Genomic DNA, 18,666 nt, shown 5'->3' with positions numbered 1-18,666 from the left:
GGAGGCACGTCATGCCCGTGCACAGATCCGGAACGGCCCGCCTGCGGCGTCTCGCCGTCGCCGGGACCCTGCTCGCCGCGTTCTCCTTCCTGACCGCCCTCCCCTCCTCCGCCGCCACCACGCCCGCCCGCGGTTCCGCCTCCATGGGCATGGGCGTCGTGGCGCACGACGGCAGCGACGGCACACCCGCCGGCGGGAGGGCCACCCGGACCGAGGGGGTCGACGTCAGCGGTCACCAGGGCAACGTGGCCTGGTCGACGCTGTGGAACAGCGGCGTCCGCTGGGCGTACACGAAGGCGACGGAGGGGACGTACTACACGAACCCCTACTTCGCCCAGCAGTACAACGGCTCGTACAACGTCGGCATGATCCGCGGCGCGTACCACTTCGCGACCCCGGACACCACCAGCGGCGCCGCCCAGGCCGACTACTTCGTCGACCACGGCGGCGGCTGGTCCCGCGACGGCAGGACGCTGCCGGGCACGCTCGACATCGAGTGGAACCCCTACGGCGCCGCCTGCTACGGCAAGACGCAGAGCGGCATGGTCGCCTGGATCGCCGACTTCCTGAACACCTACAGGGCGCGCACGGGCCGGGACGCGGTCATCTACACGGCCACCAGCTGGTGGACCCAGTGCACCGGCAACTACGGCGGCTTCGCCGCGAACAACCCGCTGTGGATCGCCCGCTACTCCACCGACCCGGGGACGCTGCCGGCGGGCTGGGGCTTCTACACGATGTGGCAGTACACCTCGTCGGGCCCGACGGTCGGCGACCACGACAAGTTCAACGGGGCGCTCGACCGGGTGCAGGCACTCGCCCTCGGCTAGGACCCCGCCCTGCGGCCCGGAGCCGCGGGCCGGCGCGGCGACGGAGCGCCCGCCCGGTGCTGCGCCGTCCTCGAGGACGTGCGCTCCGCCGGGACGGCGACTCGCCCGCCGAGCCGCCGTCACCGCCGCCCGGCCGCCCGCGCGCAGTCCCGCGCGAACAGGGCGAAGGCCCGGCGTCCCGCGCGGGACCCGGGCCCTTCGCCGTCCCGCGGCGTCCGTCACGCCGCCACGGGAACCTCCGGCGCCGCGTCGCTCGTGGCGGGCGCGAGCGCCAGTTCCAGGACCTGGCGGACGTCGGTGACGGCGTGGACGTCGAGCTTGTCCAGCACCTCCGCCGGGACGTCGTCCAGGTCGGGCTCGTTGCGCTTGGGGATGATCACGGTCGTCACCCCGGCGCGGTGGGCGGCCAGCAGCTTCTGCTTCACCCCGCCGATGGGCAGCACCCGGCCGGTCAGCGACACCTCGCCGGTCATCGCCACGTCCGTGCGGACCAGGCGGCCCGAGAGCAGCGAGGCGAGCGCCGTCGTCATCGTGATGCCCGCGCTCGGCCCGTCCTTGGGCACCGCGCCCGCCGGGAAGTGGATGTGTACGCCCCGGTCCTTCAGGTCGCCGACCGGCAGTTCCAGCTCGGCGCCGTGGCTGCGCAGGAAGCTCAGCGCGATCTGCGCCGACTCCTTCATCACGTCGCCCAGCTGACCGGTCAGGGTCAGCCCGGCCGCGCCCGTCTCCGGGTCGGCCAGCGACGCCTCCACGAAGAGCACGTCACCGCCGGCTCCGGTGACCGCCAGGCCCGTCGCCACGCCCGGCACCGCCGTGCGCCGCTCGGCCGGGTCCTGGGCGGACTCGGGCACGTGGTGCGGCCGCCCGATCAGGTCGCGCAGGTCGCCCGCGGCGACCGTGAGCGGAAGCTCCCGCTCCCCCAGTTCGTGCTGGGCCGCCACCTTGCGCAGCACCCGCGCGATGGACCGCTCCAGCGTGCGCACGCCCGCCTCGCGGGTGTACTCGCCGGCGAGCCTGCGCAGCGCGCCCTCCTCGATCACGACCTCGTCCGCGCTCAGGCCCGCCCGCTCAAGCTGGCGCGGGAGCAGGTGGTCACGGGCGATGACGATCTTCTCGTCCTCGGTGTAGCCGTCCAGGCGGACGACGTCCATGCGGTCGGCCAGCGCCTCGGGGACGGCCTCCAGCACATTGGCCGTCGCGAGGAACACGACGTCCGAGAGGTCGAGCTCGACCTCCAGGTAGTGGTCGCGGAAGGTGTGGTTCTGCGCGGGGTCCAGCACCTCCAGCAGGGCCGCGGCCGGGTCGCCGCGGAAGTCGGAGCCGACCTTGTCGATCTCGTCGAGGAGCACGACCGGGTTCATGGACCCGGCCTCCTTGACGGCGCGCACGATGCGGCCGGGCAGCGCGCCGACGTACGTGCGCCGGTGGCCGCGGATCTCGGCCTCGTCGCGGACGCCGCCGAGGGCGACGCGGACGAACGTGCGGCCCATGGCGTGCGCCACGGACTCGCCGAGCGAGGTCTTGCCGACGCCGGGCGGGCCGACGAGCGCGAGCACCGCGCCGCCTCCCCGTCGCCCGCCGCCGTCACGGCCGCCGACCACCCCGAGGCCGCGGTCGCCGCGGCGCTTGCGCACCGCCAGGTACTCGGTGATGCGGTCCTTCACGTCCTCCAGGCCGGCGTGCTCGGCGTCCAGGACCGCCCTCGCGCCGCGGATGTCGTAGGCGTCCTCGGTCCGCTCGTTCCACGGCATCTCCAGGACCGTGTCCAGCCAGGTGCGGATCCAGGAGCCCTCCGGCGACTGGTCGGAGGCGCGCTCCAGCTTGTCGACCTCCTTCAGGGCCGCCTCGCGGACCTTCTCGGGCAGGTCGGCCGCCTCGACGCGGGCCCGGTAGTCGTCGGACTCCTCGCCGTCCTGGTCGCCGTTGAGGTCGCGCAGCTCCTTGCGGACCGCCTCCAGCTGGCGGCGGAGCAGGAACTCGCGCTGCTGCTTGTCGACGCCCTCCTGGACGTCCTTGGCGATCGTCTCGGCCACCTCCTGCTCGGCGAGGTGGTCGCGCAGCTGCTGGGTGGCGAGCCGGAGGCGGGCCACCGGGTCGGCGGTCTCCAGCAGCTCGACCTTCTGCTCGGTGGTCAGGAACGGCGAGTAGCCGGAGTTGTCGGCGAGGGCGGAGACGTCGTCGATGGCCTGCACGCGGTCGACGACCTGCCAGGCGCCGCGCTTCTTCAGCCAGCTGGTCGCGAGGGCCTTGTACTCCTTGACCAGCTCCACGACCTGGCCGGGCAGCGGGTCAGGCGCGGTCTCGTCGATCCTCGTGCCCTCGACCCACAGCGCCGCACCCGGGCCGGTGGTCCCGGCGCCGATCCTGACGCGGCCGCGGCCGCGGACCAGGGCGCCCGGGTCGCCGTCGGCGAGCCGGCCGACCTGCTCGACCGTGCCCAGCACGCCGGTCTTCGCGTAGGTCCCCTCGACACGTGGCACCAGCAGCACCCTGGGCTTGCCGGGTTCGGACCGGGCGGCGGCCTGGGCGGCCTCCACCGCGGCCCGTACCTCGGAATCGCTCAGGTCCAGCGGCACCACCATCCCGGGCAGCACGACCTCGTCGTCGAGCGGCAGCACAGGCAGGGTGAGCGGTGTGAACGCTGCGGACTCAGCAGCCATGATCTCCCCTTCGGCAGTCAAGTTGAGCTATGCCGACTCAATGCTCGGGAGTCCGCCATTGTTCCCAGAGTCTTGTTCGCTCTGGGCGATCGGCTGCGGACCTTGCGCACACAGGGCGCAATGGGGTCACAACGACCGGTCGGGAAGGACCTCGGCCGGGGCTTCCTCACCCGGCGCAGCCACCGGGACGGCGGGTCTGTTCCCGCGGCCGCGTCCCAGCCGGCCGGGCGCCGGCGGCCCGCCCGCTCAGCCGGCGCGGCAGACCGGGTCCAGGCCCAGCGCGGCCACCGCCAGGACGAAGAACACGGACCACGGGCCGAGGTGGCGGTCGCCGGCCCGCAGGTGCACGGCGAGGGCGCCGAGGAAGTACAGCACCAGCCCCGCGGCGGCCGGTGCGCCCAGCACCGGCACGGCCAGTCCGGCGAGCAGGCCCAGGGCGCCCGCGGCCAGGAGCGCGCCCAGGGGGCGCATCCAGGAGCGGGGCACGCCCAGCCCGTCGGCCTGGCCGGTGGCGCAGGGGTGTCCGGCGAAGTCCGCGGCGGCGGCCGGACCGCCGGCGAGCGAGGCGAGGAGCGTGACGGTGACGTAGGCGGCGTGCAGGGGGACCTCCTCCTGGGGTGAGCGGAGCCGTTCACCTCCCGGACGGGCCGGGAGGCCCGCGATGTGACATCCCGCGCGGCCCGGCGCCGGCTCGCCGGACGTAACCCACGGGCAGGGCGGCGGCCGCGCCGCGTACCCGCACGGCCGCCCTCGGGTCCGTCCGGCCCGCCCCCCGCAATTCAGGGGGCGGCCGCGTCCCGTTGCGGCAGGATGCCCTCATGACTGCGTCCTACGACACTCCTGTGGTGCTGGACCGTCGCGAGGGGCCCTACGGCGAGGTCGCGCTGCGCCGGCACGGACCGCTGCTGCAGATCATCGCCAACGGCTGTTTCCTGATGGACACCTCCGACGGCCGCTCGGAACGCCATCTCGTCGACGCCGCGGCCGCCGCGCTCGCCGCGCGCGGCGCGCCGCCCGGGCGCACGACGCCGGACCTGCTGATCGGCGGCCTGGGCGTCGGCTTCTCACTCGCCCACGCGGCGGCCGATCCGCGCTGGGGACGGATCGCGGTCGTCGAGCGCGAGCCCGCCGTCATCGACTGGCATCTGACCGGCCCGCTCGGCGAGTTGACCGCCGCGGCCCTCGCCGATCCACGCACGGACATCGTCGAGGCCGACCTGGTCGCCCACGTCAGTAAGACGTCCGCCAGGTACGACGCCCTGTGCCTCGACATCGACAACGGGCCCGGCTGGACGGTCACCGAGGACAACGAGAGCCTCTACGCGCCGGCCGGACTGGCAAGCTGCGCAAGGGTGTTGAGACCGGGCGGCGTGCTCGCGGTGTGGTCGGCGCAGCCGTCTCCGGAATTCGAAGGAACCTTGCAGAATGTCGGATTCCAGCAGGTGCGCACCGATGAGATCCCCGTTGCCCGGGGCGTACCGGACGTCGTGCACCTCGGCGTTCGACCTGGATAGCAAAGGCGCGGGCACTCCCCGTACCCTGCTTGCCTGACGCCGATCATTCAAGCGTCAATCGCAGTCAAGGGATCACCCCACTGATCCCGGAGAGCACTTCAGGGGCGGGCGATGGAGCAGACACACACCTCCCACAGCGGCACGACGGCCAGCCCGGGCGCGCAGCGCCGGGTCCTGGTGGTCGAGGACGACCCGACGATCGTGGAGGCCATCGCCACCCGCCTGCGCGCCGAGGGATTCCTCGTGCAGACGGCCGGGGACGGGCCGTCCGCCGTGGACACCGCCGAGGCCTGGCAGCCCGACCTGCTGATCCTCGACATCATGCTGCCCGGCTTCGACGGCCTGGAGGTCTGCCGCCGGGTCCAGGCGCAGCGGCCGGTGCCGGTGCTGATGCTCACCGCGCGGGACGACGAGACCGACATGCTGGTCGGGCTCGGGGTCGGCGCCGACGACTACATGACCAAGCCGTTCTCGATGCGGGAGCTGGCCGCGCGGGTGCACGTGCTGCTGCGCCGCGTGGAGCGGGCCGCACTGGCCGCGGCCACCCCCCGCTCGGGCATCCTGCGCCTGGGCGAGCTGGAGATCGACCACGCGCAGCGGCGGGTGCGGGTGCGCAGCGAGGACGTCCACCTCACGCCCACCGAGTTCGACCTGCTGGTCTGCCTGGCGAACACCCCCCGCGCGGTGCTCTCCCGTGAGCAGCTGCTGGCGGAGGTGTGGGACTGGGCGGACGCCTCCGGCACCCGGACCGTCGACAGCCACATCAAGGCGCTGCGCCGGAAGATCGGCGCCGAGCGGATCCGCACGGTGCACGGCGTCGGGTACGCGCTGGAGACCCCGGCGCCATGAGCGACGGGCCGGCCACACGGAGGGACCCGGGCGAGCCCTGGGGTGGTGTCCGCCCGTTCTCGATCAAGACGAAGCTGGGCGCGCTCGTCGTCATATCGGTGCTGATCACCACGGGTCTGCTGATGATCGCGGTGCGCACCGACACCGAGCTGCGGTTCATCACGGTCTTCTCGATGATCGCCACGCTGCTCATCACCCAGTTCGTCGCCCACTCGCTGACGGCGCCGCTGGACGAGATGAACACGGTGGCCCGGTCCATCTCGCACGGCGACTACACGCGCCGGGTGAGCGAGAAGCGCCGTGACGAGCTGGGCGACCTGGCCCAGACCATCAACGTCATGGCCGACGAGCTGGAGGCCCAGGACCGCCAGCGCAAGGAGCTGGTCGCGAACGTCTCGCACGAGCTGCGCACCCCCATCGCGGGCCTGCGCGCGGTGCTGGAGAACATCGTCGACGGGGTCACCGAGGCCGACCCCGAGACCATGCGCACGGCCCTGAAGCAGACGGAGCGGCTCGGCCGGCTGGTGGAGACGCTGCTGGACCTGTCCCGGCTGGACAACGGCGTCGTCCCGCTGAAGATGCGGCGCTTCGAGGTGTGGCCGTACCTGTCGGGCGTGCTGAAGGAGGCCAACATGGTCGCCTCCGCGCGCGCGGGCATCGCGTCCGGGTCCGGCAGCCACACGCGCACCGACGTGCACCTGCACCTCGACGTCTCCCCGCCGGAGCTGACCGCGCACGCGGACCCCGAGCGCATCCACCAGGTGGTGGCCAACCTCATCGACAACGCGGTCAAGCACAGCCCGCCGCACGGCCGGGTGACGGTGAAGGCGCGGCGCGGGCCGCAGCCGGACTCCCTGGAGCTGGAGGTCCTGGACGAGGGGCCCGGCATCCCGAAGTCGGAGTGGCACCGCGTGTTCGAGCGGTTCAACCGGGGCGCGGTACGCCGTCCGCACGGCCCCGGCAGCGACGGCGGCACCGGGCTGGGCCTGGCGATCGCCCGCTGGGCGGTGGACCTGCACGGTGGCCGGATCGGTGTGGCCGAATCCGAGCGTGGTTGCCGGATCCTCATCACCCTTCCGGGGTCTTCATCTACGTCGAGTTGACGTAGGGTTCGAACCGGAGCCACAAGATCCACGAGCGTTCCCGCAGGCGGACACGTGTGATCAGGCACGGGACCGCCGTTTTCTCAGGCCAGGCCCCTGCCGAGGCTTACCTTCCGCTGGGCATCCACGCTTGTTTCCCGCCATTCCAGGCCCCAAAACGCAACTCCCGATGTGACTTACACGACGATGAACGGGCCCGACCTGACCTTCCCCCCTCGGGGGGCGTAGCCTGTATCCCCGCTGTCCATTGCCTTGTGAAGCGGAAGAGGGCGGTTGCCGCCGTGTCGCCACAGTCCAGTAACCCGAGCTCCCCCAGCCTTCGGCCGGGAGGCGCCCCTACGACCGACGACCAAGCCGGGAAGAACCCCGCGGCCGCGTTCGGTCCGAACGAGTGGCTCGTCGACGAGATCTACCAGCAGTACCTCCAGGACCCGAACTCCGTGGACCGGGCCTGGTGGGACTTCTTCGCCGACTACAAGCCCGGGGCCGCTGCCTCGGCTCCGGCGGGCACTGCGGCCGCGGGGGCCGCAGAGACCACCACCACGGCTCCGGCGGCTCAGGCCGCCCCGGCTCAGGCCGCCCCGGCGGCCCCCGCCGCGCCCGCGCCGGCCGCTCCGGCGCAGCCCGCCGCCGCCGCGCCCGCCCCGGCTCCCGCGAAGCCCGCCGCCGCCCCGGCCGCGGCGCCCGCCAAGCCCGCCGCCGATAAGCCGGCCGCCGCGAAGGCGGAGCCCGCCGGCGCGACGAAGGAGGGCCCCGAGCTCGTCACGCTGCGTGGTCCGTCCGCCGCGGTCGCGAAGAACATGGACGCCTCCCTGGAGCTGCCCACGGCCACGTCCGTGCGCGCCGTCCCGGTGAAGCTGCTGTTCGACAACCGCATCGTCATCAACAACCACCTCAAGCGGGCGCGCGGCGGGAAGATCTCCTTCACGCACATCATCGGCTACGCGATGGTCCAGGCCATCAAGGCGATGCCGTCGATGAACTGGCACTACGCCAAGAAGGACGGCAAGCCCACCCTGGTCAAGCCGGACCACGTCAACCTCGGCCTGGCCATCGACCTGGTGAAGCCCAACGGCGACCGCCAGCTGGTCGTCGCGGCCATCAAGAAGGCCGAGACGCTGAACTTCTTCGAGTTCTGGCAGGCCTACGAGGACATCGTCCGCCGTGCCCGCGACGGCAAGCTGACGATGGACGACTTCACCGGCGTCACCGTCTCCCTGACCAACCCCGGCGGCCTGGGCACCGTCCACTCGGTGCCGCGCCTGATGCCCGGCCAGTCCGTGATCATGGGCGTCGGCTCCATGGACTACCCGGCGGAGTTCCAGGGCACCAGCCAGGACACCCTGAACAAGCTCGGCGTCTCCAAGGTCATGACGCTCACGTCGACCTACGACCACCGGGTCATCCAGGGCGCCGCCTCCGGCGAGTTCCTGCGCCAGGTCGCCAACCTGCTGCTCGGCGAGAACGGCTTCTACGACGACATCTTCGAGGCCCTGCGCATCCCCTACGAGCCGGTCCGCTGGCTGAGGGACATCGACGCCAGCCACGACGACGACGTCACCAAGGCCGCCCGCGTCTTCGAGCTGATCCACTCCTACCGGGTCCGCGGCCACGTCATGGCCGACACCGACCCGCTGGAGTACCAGCAGCGCAAGCACCCCGACCTGGACATCACCGAGCACGGCCTCACCCTGTGGGACCTGGAGCGCGAGTTCGCCGTCGGCGGCTTCGCCGGCAAGTCGATGATGAAGCTGCGCGACATCCTCGGCGTGCTGCGCGACTCGTACTGCCGCACCACCGGCATCGAGTACATGCACATCCAGGACCCCAAGCAGCGCAAGTGGATCCAGGACCGGGTGGAGCGCCCGCACACCAAGCCGGAGCGCGAGGAGCAGCTGCGCATCCTGCGCCGCCTGAACGCGGCGGAGGCCTTCGAGACCTTCCTGCAGACGAAGTACGTCGGCCAGAAGCGCTTCTCCCTGGAGGGCGGCGAGTCCGTCATCCCGCTGCTGGACGCGGTGCTCGACTCCGCGGCCGAGTCCCGCCTGGACGAGGTCGTCATCGGCATGGCCCACCGCGGCCGCCTGAACGTCCTGGCCAACATCGTCGGCAAGTCCTACGCGCAGATCTTCCGGGAGTTCGAGGGCAACCTCGACCCGAAGTCGATGCACGGCTCCGGCGACGTGAAGTACCACCTGGGCGCCGAGGGCACCTTCACCGGCCTGGACGGCGAGCAGATCAAGGTCTCGCTGGTCGCCAACCCCTCCCACCTGGAGGCCGTCGACCCGGTCCTCGAGGGCGTCGCCCGCGCCAAGCAGGACATCATCAACAAGGGCGGCACGGACTTCACGGTCCTGCCGGTGGCGATCCACGGCGACGCGGCCTTCGCCGGCCAGGGCGTGGTGGCCGAGACCCTGAACATGTCGCAGCTGCGCGGCTACCGCACCGGCGGCACGGTCCACATCGTCATCAACAACCAGGTCGGCTTCACCGCGGCCCCCGAGTCCTCGCGTTCGTCGATGTACGCCACGGACGTGGCCCGCATGATCGAGGCCCCGATCTTCCACGTCAACGGCGACGACCCCGAGGCCGTCGTCCGCGTCGCGCGGCTCGCCTTCGAGTTCCGCCAGGCGTTCAACAAGGACGTGGTGATCGACCTCATCTGCTACCGCCGCCGCGGTCACAACGAGTCGGACAACCCCGCCTTCACCCAGCCGCTGATGTACGACCTGATCGACAAGAAGCGCTCGGTGCGCAAGCTGTACACCGAGTCCCTGATCGGTCGCGGCGACATCACCCTGGAAGAGGCCGAGCAGGCCCTGCAGGACTACCAGGGCCAGCTGGAGAAGGTCTTCACCGAGGTCCGCGAGGCCACCTCGCAGCCGGCCGCCGGCGAGGCCCCCGGCCCGCAGGAGGGCTTCCCGGTCAGCGTCGACACGGCCGTCTCCACCGAGGTCGTCAAGCGGATCGCCGAGTCCCAGGTCAACATCCCCGACCACATCACCGTGCACCCGCGCCTGCTGCCGCAGCTGCAGCGCCGGGCGGCCATGGTCGAGGACGGCACGATCGACTGGGGCATGGGCGAGACCCTCGCCATCGGCTCGCTGCTCCTGGAGGGCGTCCCGGTGCGGCTGTCCGGCCAGGACTCCCGCCGCGGCACCTTCGGCCAGCGCCACGCGGTCATCATCGACCGGAACACCGGCGAGGACTTCACCCCGCTGCTGTACCTGTCCGAGGACCAGGCCCGCTACAACGTCTACGACTCGCTGCTCAGCGAGTACGCGGCGATGGGCTTCGAGTACGGCTACTCGCTGGCCCGCCCGGACGCGCTGGTGATGTGGGAGGCGCAGTTCGGCGACTTCGTCAACGGCGCGCAGACGGTCGTGGACGAGTTCGTCTCCTCCGCGGAGCAGAAGTGGGGCCAGACCTCCGGCGTCACCCTCCTCCTGCCGCACGGCTACGAGGGCCAGGGCCCGGACCACTCCTCGGCCCGCCCGGAGCGCTTCCTCCAGCTCTGCGCGCAGAACAACATGACGGTCGCCATGCCGACCTCTCCGGCGAACTACTTCCACCTCCTGCGGTGGCAGGTGCACAACCCGCACCACAAGCCGCTGGTGGTCTTCACCCCGAAGTCGATGCTGCGCCTGAAGGCCGCGGCGTCGAAGGCGGAGGAGTTCACCACGGGCCGGTTCCGCCCGGTCATCGGCGACGCGTCGGTGGACCCGGCCGCGGTGCGCAAGGTCGTCTTCTGCGCCGGCAAGGTCTACTACGACCTCGACGCCGAGCGGAAGAAGCGCGGCGTGACGGACACCGCGATCATCCGCATCGAGCGCCTGTACCCGCTGGCGGGTGCCGAGCTCCAGGCGGAGATCAAGAAGTACCCCAACGCCGAGAAGTACCTGTGGGCCCAGGAGGAGCCGGCCAACCAGGGCGCCTGGCCGTTCATCGCCCTGAACCTCATCGACCACCTGGACCTGGCGGTCGGTGCGGACATCCCGGCGGGCGAGCGGCTGCGCCGCATCTCCCGCCCGCACGGCTCGTCGCCGGCCGTCGGTTCCGCGAAGCGGCACCAGGCCGAGCAGGAGCAGCTCGTGCGCGAGGTGTTCGAGGCCTGAGCCGCTGAACGGCCCGCCCGACGGCGAGGGCCCGGCCCCGGAGATCTCCGGGGCCGGGCCCTTTCGTCTGCGTGTGCGCGCGAGGCAGACGCTGGGGGGCTCGGCCCGCTCGTCCCCCTCGGCCTGCCCGGCTGCTCGCTGATCGCTGCTCGCCCGGTCGGCCTGCCTTGGCCTGCCCGGCCTGCCTTGGCCTGCCCGGCCTGGTCGGCCTGGTCGGCCTACTCGTCGTCCTCGTCGTCGAGGCGGGCCAGCCACGTCGCCAGCCGCTCCACCGGCACCTCGAAGTCCGGGTTCAGATCGACGAACGTCCGCAGCTGCTCGGCGAGCCACTCGAAGGTGACCTCCTCCTCGCCACGCCGCTTCTCCAGCTCCTCGATGCCGCGGTCGGTGAAGTACATGGGGTTGTTCTCCTGCGTTCGTACGGGTGGCCGTGCGGCCGTGCCCACCAGCCTACGGAGTCACCGGCGGCGCCGTCAGGGCCCGGGGCGGAGGCGCCCGGGGCCGGCCGGCCACCCGATCGGGCGCCTTGACTTCCCCCGTCTGCGATATATCGTGAATCTCAGGAGACGCGATATGGCGTGTACGCCGGCCGTCCGGCCCGTACCCGGTCCTGTGGTCCCGCGCGTCCGGCTCCCCGAGGAGGTCTGTCCATGTCCGAGTGGTCCGTCGCCGAGCCCAGCAAGCTCGCCTTCGACGAGCCCGTGACCGAACTCCACGTCCGCATCGTCAACGGAACGGTGAACGTCGTGGGCACGGACCAGGGTCCCGCGCGTCTGGAGGTCTCCGAGATCGACGGCCCGCCCCTGGTGGTCACCCAGCAGGGGGGCACCCTGACGGTGGCCTACGACGACCTGCCCTGGAAGGGCTTCCTCAGATGGCTGGACCGCAAGGGCTGGCGGCGCGGCGCCGTGGTGTCCCTGGCCGTCCCGGCGCACACCCGTGTCGAACTGGGCGTGGTCGGCGCCGCGGCGACGGTCTCCGGCATCGACGGGCGCACCGAGGTGCGGGGCGTCTCCGGGGACACCACGCTGGTGCGCCTCACCGGGCCGGTCCGCGCGGAGACCGTGTCGGGGAGCCTGGAGGCGCAGGCCCTCTCCGGCGACCTGCGGTTCCAGTCGGTCTCCGGAGACCTCACGGTCGTCGAGGGCACGGGCTCCTCGGTGCGGGCCGACTCGGTGAGCGGTGCGATGATCGTCGACCTCGACCCGGCCGACGGCCCCACCGACGTCGCCCTGACGAGCGTCTCGGGTGAGATCGCCATCCGGCTCCCCCACCCGGCGGACGCGGAGGTGGAGGCGAACACGGCCAGCGGGACGGTGACCAACGCCTTCGAGGATCTCAGGGTCGGCGGCCAGTGGGGCGCCAAGCGGATCACCGGCCGGCTCGGTACGGGCAGCGGGCGGCTCAAGGCCACCACCGTCTCCGGCTCGATCGCCCTGCTCCGCCGCCCACCGGCCGAGGACGATCCCTGGGACCTGGGGGACCATTCCGCCTCCGGTCCGGGCGAGGGACCCTCCGGCGCCCCGGCCGACGGCACGACCGACAAGAAGGTGCTCTGACATGCCTCCCGTCTTCGCCCACGGCCGCCTCCGCCTGTACCTGCTGAAGCTGCTCGACGAGGCCCCGCGCCACGGCTACGAGGTGATCCGGCTGCTGGAGGAGCGCTTCCAGGGGCTCTACGCACCGTCGGCGGGCACCGTGTACCCGAGGCTGGCCAAGCTGGAGGCCGAGGGCCTGGTCACGCACACCACCGAGGGCGGCCGCAAGGTGTACGCCATCACGGACGCGGGCCGCGCCGAACTGGCGGGCCGCAGGGACGAGCTGGCCGATCTGGAGCTGGAGATCCGGGAGTCGGTCGCCGAGCTCGCCGCCGAGATCCGCGCCGATGTGCGCGGGGCCGCCGGCGACCTGCGGCGCGAGATGCGGGCCGCCGCGTCCCAGGCGCGTCAGGGCGCCGGAGAGCAGGGCGAGAGCGGCGACCGGGAGGGCTGGCGCGCCGCCAAGGAGGAACTGCGCCGCGTCAAGCTGGAGTGGAAGGAGCAGGCGCGGCGGGCCAAGGACGAAAGCCGGCGGGCCCGGGAGGAGGCCCAGCGGGCCCGGCGCCAGGCCAAGGAGGCCCAGGACCGGGCTCAGGAGGAGCTGCAGCGCATCGCCCGGCGGGTCCAGGAGCAGGTGCAGGACCACTTCGCCCGCGGCGACTGGCCGACGGGTGTGCGCGAGGGGCTGACCGAGCTGGCCAAGGAGTTCGGAGACTTCGGCAAGGACGCCTTCGGCCGTGCGGCCGGCACGCCCGGGGCGGGCGCCGAGTACACGCAGACGCCGGAGGACTTCCCGGCCGGGTACGAGCCGGCCTGGGCCCACGAGGACTTCACCGGCGACCCGGCCCGCGACCTGGACCGGCTCCTCGACCGCTTCCGCGACGACATCCGCGACGCGGCCCGCGACCACGGCGTCACGGCCGGCCAGCTCCGTGACGCCCGCCGGCACCTGTCGACGGCGGCGGCGCACATCGGGGCGGTACTGCGCGGACCGAAGGGGTGAGGGCCGGCTGTCAGCCGGCCTGCGTCCCGGTCCCGCCGTACAGCACACGGGTCACCGACGCGTAGGTCACCCCGTGGTCGGCGAGGATCTCCGCGGGCACACCGGGGCGGGCCGTCAGGGCGAGCAGGAGGTGCTCGTCGCCGATGCGGCGGTCCCGGCGGCCCACGGCGGCGCGCAACGCCCCCTGCAGGATCTCCTTCGCGCCGCGGCTGAAGGGACGCCGGCCGGGCGACGGGACCCCGCCCTTCCGGTCGGCGGACATCGCCCCGGGTCCGTGCGCCTGCTCCACGCGGGAGACGATCTCCGAGACGTCGATGCCGAGGCCGGCGAGGGCTTCGGCATCGGCCCGGGTCAGACCCGCCCGCCGCCGCGCCTCGGCCAGCTCCCGCCGTACGGACTCCCTGTGCTTCTCGAGCCCGAGCGCCGCCAGCGCGAACGAGGCCCGGCTCGCCTCCCGGTCGAGCAGCGCGAGCAGCAGATGCCCGGCGTCCACGGACCGCGCCCCCGCCTGTTCCGCGTGCCGGGACGCCTCCTGCACGACGGCCCGGGCGTCCTTCGTGAACCGTTCGAACATCACTGCCTCCCGTACTTCTTGTGCACGGCCTGCCTGCTGACGCCGAGTTCGGCGGCGATCTCCTGCCACGACCAGCCCTGGTTGCGCGCGCTGCGCACCTGCACCGCCTCCAGCTGCTCCAGCAGCCGGCGCAGCGCGGCGACGGCCCGCAGCCCGACCCGCGGATCGCGGTCGCCCGCGCGCTCGGCGAGATCCGTTGCTTCGGTCATACCGTCAACCTACATTGACACCCGGCACCCGTCAACCCTGGTTGACATGTTGGACGGACGAACGGCGGGCCCGGTAGGGGAACCCGGACCCGCCGCCGGACGGAGAACGCTCAGGAGGTGGTGAGCACGATCTTCCCGAACTGGTCGCCCGCCGCGAGCCGCTCGAAGCCGTCGCGCGCCCGGTCGAGCGGCAGCACCTCGTCGATGACGGGACGGACACCGGTGGCCGCGCAGAAGGACAGCAGGTCCTCCAGCTCGTCCTTGGTGCCCATCGTCGAGCCGACCACCTTCAGTTCGAGGAAGAAGATCCGGGTGAGCTCGGCGTGGGACGGCCGGTCACCGCTCGTCGCGCCGGAGATGACGAGCGTGCCGCCGGGCTTGAGGGACTTGACCGAGTGCGACCAGGTCGCCGCGCCCACGGTCTCGATCACGGCGTCCACCCGCTGGGGCAGCCGCGCGCCCGACTCCAGCGCCTCCACGGCGCCGAGTTCCAGGGCCCGCTTGCGCTTGGCCTCGTCCCGGCTGGTGGCGAACACCCGCAGGCCGGCCGCCTTGCCGAGCACGATGGCGGCCGTGGCGACACCGCCGCCGGCGCCCTGCACCAGCACGGAGTCTCCGGGGCGCACACCGGCGTTGGTGAACAGCATGCGGTAGGCGGTGAGCCAGGCGGTGGGCAGGCAGGCGGCCTCCTCGAAGGAGAGCTCCCTGGGCTTGGGCAGGACGTTCCACGTCGGCACGGCGACCTGCTCGGCGAAGGTGCCCTGGTAGCGCTCGGTGAGGATGGAGCGGGGCTCCTTCGGGCCGACGCCGTGGCCGCTCTGGCCGATGACGGAGTGCAGGACGACCTCGTTGCCGTCCTCGTCGACGCCGGCGGCGTCGCAGCCGAGGATCATGGGCAGGGCGTCCTCGGACAGTCCCACACCCCTCAGCGACCACAGGTCGTGGTGGTTGAGGGAGGCGGCCCTGACGTTGATCGTGCTCCAGCCGGGGCGGGCCTGAGGGGCCGGGCGCTCCCCCAACTCGAGGCCGGTCAGCGGCTGGTCGCGGTCGATTCGGGCGGCGTAGGCAGCGAACATGACCTTGACGATAGGCGGGGCGCCGGGCCGGCGGAACCAGGGACACCTGTGACACACGTCTTCTTGCCAACGGCCACGCCGCGACCCGGCGGCGCACATGGTCCTCCCGCACCGGCCCCGCGCGCTGCGGCAGCGCTGCGAGCCGGCGGCGCGCCGGCGCCCGGCCTGCTCCGCACCGGCCCTGGAGCGCGCCGGCCCTGGAGCGCGCCGAGCACGCACGTCGGCCGCCCGCCCGGCCGGTGCGCGGCAGGCCGGGCGCCGGCACCGGCATCGGATGCCGAGCCGCACACCGGGGGCGCCGTGCCCCACAGCCCGGCGCCGGCTGGGACGCACCCCGCCCCCACCCGCCGGGCGAAGCCGCCCGGCCGTTCCTGCGCGAGGCCCCCCACCGACAGCACAAGGGCCCCGCCCGGACGGGCGGGGCCCTTGCCAGGACCGGGGCTGACGGGGTCAGCGGCGGGCGACGCCCTCCGCCCGGGCCGCCGCGGCCACGGCGGCGGTGACCGCGGGGGCGACCCGCTCGTCGAACGGCGACGGGATCACGTAGTCCGCGGCGAGGTCGTCACCGACGACCCCGGCCAGCGCCTCCGCCGCCGCGATCTTCATCCCCTCGGTGATCCGCGAGGCCCTCACCTGCAGGGCCCCGGCGAAGATACCCGGGAAGGCGAGCACGTTGTTGATCTGGTTGGGGAAGTCCGACCGCCCGGTCGCCACCACGGCCGCGTACTTGTGCGCGACCTCGGGGTGCACCTCCGGGTCCGGGTTGGCCATGGCGAAGACGAAGGCCCCCTCGGCCATCGACGCCACCGCAGCCTCGGCGACCGTGCCGCCGGAGACGCCGATGAAGACGTCGGCGCCGGCCAGCGCCTCCTCCAGGGATCCGCTCAGGCCCGACTTGTTCGTGAAGGAGGCCAGCTCGCGCTTGACCGGCGTCAGATCGTCCCGGTCCGCCGAGACGACGCCCTTGCGGTCGGCCACCGCGACGTCGCCGATGCCCGCCTCCACCAGCATCCTGGCGATCGCGACACCCGCCGCGCCCGCACCGGAGATGACCGCCCGCAGATCGCCGAGCGCCCTGCCGCTCAGCCGCGCCGCGTTGCGCAGTGCCGCGAGGGTGACGACCGCCGTGCCGTGCTGGTCGTCGTGGAAGACCGGGATGTCCAGCCGCTCCTGCAGCCGGCGCTCGATCTCGAAGCACCGGGGCGCCGAGATGTCCTCCAGGTTCACGCCGCCGAAGGACGGGGCCAGCCGGACCACGGTCTCGACGATGTCGTCGACGTCCGTGCAGTCGAGCGCGATCGGCACCGCGTCGACGCCGCCGAACTGCTTGAAGAGGATGGCCTTCCCCTCCATCACGGGGAGGGATGCCCGGGGCCCGATGTCCCCGAGACCGAGGACGGCCGTGCCGTCGGTCACGACGGCGACGACGGACGACTTCCACGTGTACTCGTCGACCAGCTCCGGCTGCTCGGCGATGGCGGTGCACACCCGCGCGACGCCGGGCGTGTACGCCAGGGACAGGTCGTCCTTGTCGCGGACGGGCACGGTGGCCTGCACGGCCATCTTGCCGCCGCGGTGCAGCGCGAACGCCGGATCGAAGGAATCGAGGGGCTCGGCCCCGCTCTCCCCGTCCGTACTGCTGTCGCTGCGAGGATTGACGATCTCCGCTGCCACTTGGTTTTACCCCTTAAGTGTTCATGGTTTGAGGGTGGCCACTCCTGGTTGAGGGGTGGGCGGGCACCGCGTACGGCCCTGGTCGGTGATCGTGACGGGCACCTACGCGACGGGCGCGCCGCACACGCGCCCTGAGCCCCGGATGAGGGGTGTAAAGAACCTTCTTACCGGACGGACAGCGCCGACGACGAGTCCATAACGCCAAGGTCACATGACGACCACCCGACAAGTAGCTCAATATGGGGACACGCCGTCGGCAAGCGCTGGGAAACGCGCCAAGAGAACGCAAACAACGCGTCGCCGCCGACCGTTGCGTGAGATGCGCCGAAGATCTTCCGGCATGGAGGAGGCGTCCCCGCAGATGGTCCGGCCCCTGGGGGTCACTTCATCGCGGGTCGGAGTTCACCCGTTATCCGATTTTGACATAGTCGGCCCCCTGAATGGCGCAGCTCAAATGGCAAGATGCGGTCATTCACACGAGGTCGCGACACCCGAAGGTGAGTGTTCTCGTCGACCCATCGGCACGCCACCCATCCGCCGGAGGAACCACCATGACCGCACGCTCCACCCGTCGTCCGACCGCTGCGCACTCCCGGCTAGCTGCGGTGGGTGCGCTCGCGGTCGCAGGCGCCCTGATACTCACCGGCTGCGGTGACCAGACGGACAAGGGCGGCGACACCGGCAGCGCGAACGCGTCGTCGGCCTCCGCGCCGCTTGCCGACAAGCTCCCCAAGGACATCCGCGACGCCGGCGTCATCAAGGTGGGCTCCGACATCTCCTACGCGCCGGTCGAGTTCATGCAGAGCGGCAAGCCCGCCGGCATCGACCCGGACGTGGCGGCGGCCCTGGGCAAGCAGCTCGGTGTGCGGTTCGACTTCCAGAACGGCAAGTTCGACCAGCTCATCGTCGGCCTGCAGTCCAAGCGGTTCAACATCGTCATGTCGGCCATGAACGACACGAAGGACCGCCAGAACGGCATCGACTCCAGCAACGGCAAGAAGGTCGGCAAGGGCGTCGACTTCGTCGACTACTTCACCGCCGGTACCTCGATCCTCGTCCAGAAGGGCAACCCGAAGGGCATCGGCTCGCTGGACGACCTGTGCGGCAAGGTGGTGGCCCTGCAGAAGGGCACCACGTCCGAGGGCGTCGCCAAGGCGCAGAGCCAGAAGTGCACCAAGGACGGCAAGAAGGCCATCACGCTGCAGACCTTCGACACCGACCCCGAGGCGCTGCTGCGCCTGAAGCAGGGCGCGTCCGTCGCGGACCTCAACGACTTCCCGGTCGCGGCCTACAACGCCAAGACCTCCGGCGGCGGCAAGGACTTCGAGGTCGTCGGCGAGCAGATCGAGGCCGGTCCCTACGGCATCGCCGTCGCCAAGGACAACACCCAGCTGCGCGACGCGCTCCAGGCCGCGATGGACGCGATCATCAAGAACGGCGAGTACCAGAAGATCCTGCAGAAGTGGAACGTCACGGACGGCGGCGTCACCGAGGTCACGATCAACGGCGGCTCCTGAGCCT

General features: G+C 72.2%; 15 protein-coding genes. 8 read left to right on the top strand and 7 right to left on the bottom strand.

Annotated elements, in window-relative coordinates:
- The first annotated feature begins 11 nt into the window (after positions 1-11).
- Entirely contained in the window at positions 12-830 is an 819-nt protein-coding gene (locus ABZ920_RS20290) for a lysozyme (RefSeq protein WP_361506542.1), read from the top strand.
- Between the two features lie 218 nt (positions 831-1,048).
- Here the strand turns inward: ABZ920_RS20290 and lon are convergent, their stop codons facing one another.
- Both lon and ABZ920_RS20280 read right to left on the bottom strand, forming a co-directional pair.
- Complete coding sequence (gene lon / locus ABZ920_RS20285; protein ID WP_361506539.1) at positions 1,049-3,490, bottom strand: endopeptidase La; 2,442 nt, start codon at positions 3,488-3,490, stop codon at positions 1,049-1,051.
- 246 nt (positions 3,491-3,736) lie between these two features.
- On the bottom strand, positions 3,737-4,090 hold the full coding sequence (locus ABZ920_RS20280; RefSeq protein ID WP_361506616.1) for a DoxX family protein: 354 nt from the start codon (positions 4,088-4,090) through the stop codon (positions 3,737-3,739).
- Positions 4,091-4,308: 218 nt separating this feature from the next.
- Here ABZ920_RS20280 and ABZ920_RS20275 point away from each other — a divergent pair, with 218 nt between their 5' ends.
- The 4 genes from ABZ920_RS20275 (at position 4,309) to ABZ920_RS20260 (ending at position 11,071) form a co-directional block, all read left to right on the top strand.
- Positions 4,309-5,004 (top strand): spermidine synthase, encoded by a 696-nt coding sequence (locus ABZ920_RS20275; protein ID WP_361506537.1) that lies wholly within the window; start codon positions 4,309-4,311, stop codon positions 5,002-5,004.
- A gap of 111 nt (positions 5,005-5,115) precedes the next feature.
- Positions 5,116-5,853, top strand: a complete 738-nt coding sequence (locus ABZ920_RS20270) for a response regulator transcription factor (protein WP_361506534.1) — start codon at positions 5,116-5,118, stop codon at positions 5,851-5,853.
- Positions 5,850-6,956 carry an ATP-binding protein gene (locus ABZ920_RS20265; protein ID WP_361506532.1) on the top strand — a complete coding sequence of 369 codons (1,107 nt, stop codon included), beginning with the start codon at positions 5,850-5,852 and terminating at the stop codon, positions 6,954-6,956. The genes ABZ920_RS20270 and ABZ920_RS20265 overlap by 4 nt, the downstream gene beginning before the upstream one ends.
- 281 nt (positions 6,957-7,237) lie before the next feature.
- Positions 7,238-11,071: a multifunctional oxoglutarate decarboxylase/oxoglutarate dehydrogenase thiamine pyrophosphate-binding subunit/dihydrolipoyllysine-residue succinyltransferase subunit gene (locus ABZ920_RS20260; RefSeq protein WP_361506529.1), complete on the top strand. Its 3,834-nt coding sequence runs from the start codon at positions 7,238-7,240 to the stop codon at positions 11,069-11,071.
- Positions 11,072-11,289: 218 nt separating this feature from the next.
- Here ABZ920_RS20260 and ABZ920_RS20255 read toward each other — a convergent pair whose 3' ends face one another.
- Positions 11,290-11,469: a DUF6104 family protein gene (locus ABZ920_RS20255; protein WP_003992906.1), complete on the bottom strand. Its 180-nt coding sequence runs from the start codon at positions 11,467-11,469 to the stop codon at positions 11,290-11,292.
- 252 nt (positions 11,470-11,721) lie between these two features.
- Between ABZ920_RS20255 and ABZ920_RS20250 the strand changes: the two genes are divergently transcribed.
- Together ABZ920_RS20250 and ABZ920_RS20245 are read left to right on the top strand one after the other, a co-directional pair.
- Positions 11,722-12,630 carry a DUF4097 family beta strand repeat-containing protein gene (locus tag ABZ920_RS20250; RefSeq protein ID WP_361506526.1) on the top strand — a complete coding sequence of 303 codons (909 nt, stop codon included), beginning with the start codon at positions 11,722-11,724 and terminating at the stop codon, positions 12,628-12,630.
- Between the two features lies 1 nt (position 12,631).
- A complete protein-coding gene (locus tag ABZ920_RS20245) occupies positions 12,632-13,612 on the top strand; it encodes a helix-turn-helix transcriptional regulator (RefSeq protein WP_361506524.1) in 981 nt (326 codons plus the stop codon).
- Positions 13,613-13,622: 10 nt separating this feature from the next.
- Here ABZ920_RS20245 and ABZ920_RS20240 read toward each other — a convergent pair whose 3' ends face one another.
- The 4 genes from ABZ920_RS20240 to ABZ920_RS20225 form a co-directional block, all read right to left on the bottom strand.
- Complete coding sequence (locus tag ABZ920_RS20240) at positions 13,623-14,186, bottom strand: Clp protease N-terminal domain-containing protein (RefSeq protein WP_361506522.1); 564 nt, start codon at positions 14,184-14,186, stop codon at positions 13,623-13,625.
- Complete coding sequence (locus tag ABZ920_RS20235) at positions 14,186-14,395, bottom strand: HTH domain-containing protein (protein ID WP_018571396.1); 210 nt, start codon at positions 14,393-14,395, stop codon at positions 14,186-14,188. The genes ABZ920_RS20240 and ABZ920_RS20235 overlap by 1 nt, the downstream gene beginning before the upstream one ends.
- A 110-nt stretch (positions 14,396-14,505) precedes the next feature.
- The gene (locus ABZ920_RS20230) at positions 14,506-15,471 is read right to left on the bottom strand and encodes a zinc-binding dehydrogenase (RefSeq protein WP_361506520.1); all 966 of its coding nucleotides are present in this window, start codon (positions 15,469-15,471) and stop codon (positions 14,506-14,508) included.
- A gap of 450 nt (positions 15,472-15,921) precedes the next feature.
- Entirely contained in the window at positions 15,922-17,145 is a 1,224-nt protein-coding gene (locus ABZ920_RS20225; RefSeq protein ID WP_361506517.1) for an NADP-dependent malic enzyme, read from the bottom strand.
- A gap of 551 nt (positions 17,146-17,696) precedes the next feature.
- On the opposite strand from ABZ920_RS20225, the gene ABZ920_RS20220 reads away from it, so the two are divergent.
- Complete coding sequence (locus tag ABZ920_RS20220; RefSeq protein ID WP_361506514.1) at positions 17,697-18,662, top strand: ABC transporter substrate-binding protein; 966 nt, start codon at positions 17,697-17,699, stop codon at positions 18,660-18,662.
- The last annotated feature ends 4 nt before the right edge of the window (positions 18,663-18,666 follow it).

The organism is Streptomyces sp. NPDC046831, assembly GCF_040645305.1.
GTDB lineage: Bacteria > Actinomycetota > Actinomycetes > Streptomycetales > Streptomycetaceae > Streptomyces.
Note: the sequence above shows the minus strand (reverse complement) of the source record. Positions and strands in the feature narration are given on the sequence as shown.

Coding starts and splice junctions, on each gene's coding strand:
- ABZ920_RS20255 (WP_003992906.1), bottom strand. CDS start 11,469: ATGTACTTCACCGACCGCGGCATCGAGGAGCTGGAGAAGCGGCGTGGC.
- ABZ920_RS20290 (WP_361506542.1), top strand. CDS start 12: ATGCCCGTGCACAGATCCGGAACGGCCCGCCTGCGGCGTCTCGCCGTC.
- ABZ920_RS20230 (WP_361506520.1), bottom strand. CDS start 15,471: ATGTTCGCTGCCTACGCCGCCCGAATCGACCGCGACCAGCCGCTGACC.
- ABZ920_RS20235 (WP_018571396.1), bottom strand. CDS start 14,395: ATGACCGAAGCAACGGATCTCGCCGAGCGCGCGGGCGACCGCGATCCG.
- ABZ920_RS20265 (WP_361506532.1), top strand. CDS start 5,850: ATGAGCGACGGGCCGGCCACACGGAGGGACCCGGGCGAGCCCTGGGGT.
- ABZ920_RS20240 (WP_361506522.1), bottom strand. CDS start 14,186: ATGTTCGAACGGTTCACGAAGGACGCCCGGGCCGTCGTGCAGGAGGCG.
- ABZ920_RS20250 (WP_361506526.1), top strand. CDS start 11,722: ATGTCCGAGTGGTCCGTCGCCGAGCCCAGCAAGCTCGCCTTCGACGAG.
- lon (WP_361506539.1), bottom strand. CDS start 3,490: ATGGCTGCTGAGTCCGCAGCGTTCACACCGCTCACCCTGCCTGTGCTG.
- ABZ920_RS20275 (WP_361506537.1), top strand. CDS start 4,309: ATGACTGCGTCCTACGACACTCCTGTGGTGCTGGACCGTCGCGAGGGG.
- ABZ920_RS20245 (WP_361506524.1), top strand. CDS start 12,632: ATGCCTCCCGTCTTCGCCCACGGCCGCCTCCGCCTGTACCTGCTGAAG.
- ABZ920_RS20220 (WP_361506514.1), top strand. CDS start 17,697: ATGACCGCACGCTCCACCCGTCGTCCGACCGCTGCGCACTCCCGGCTA.
- ABZ920_RS20270 (WP_361506534.1), top strand. CDS start 5,116: ATGGAGCAGACACACACCTCCCACAGCGGCACGACGGCCAGCCCGGGC.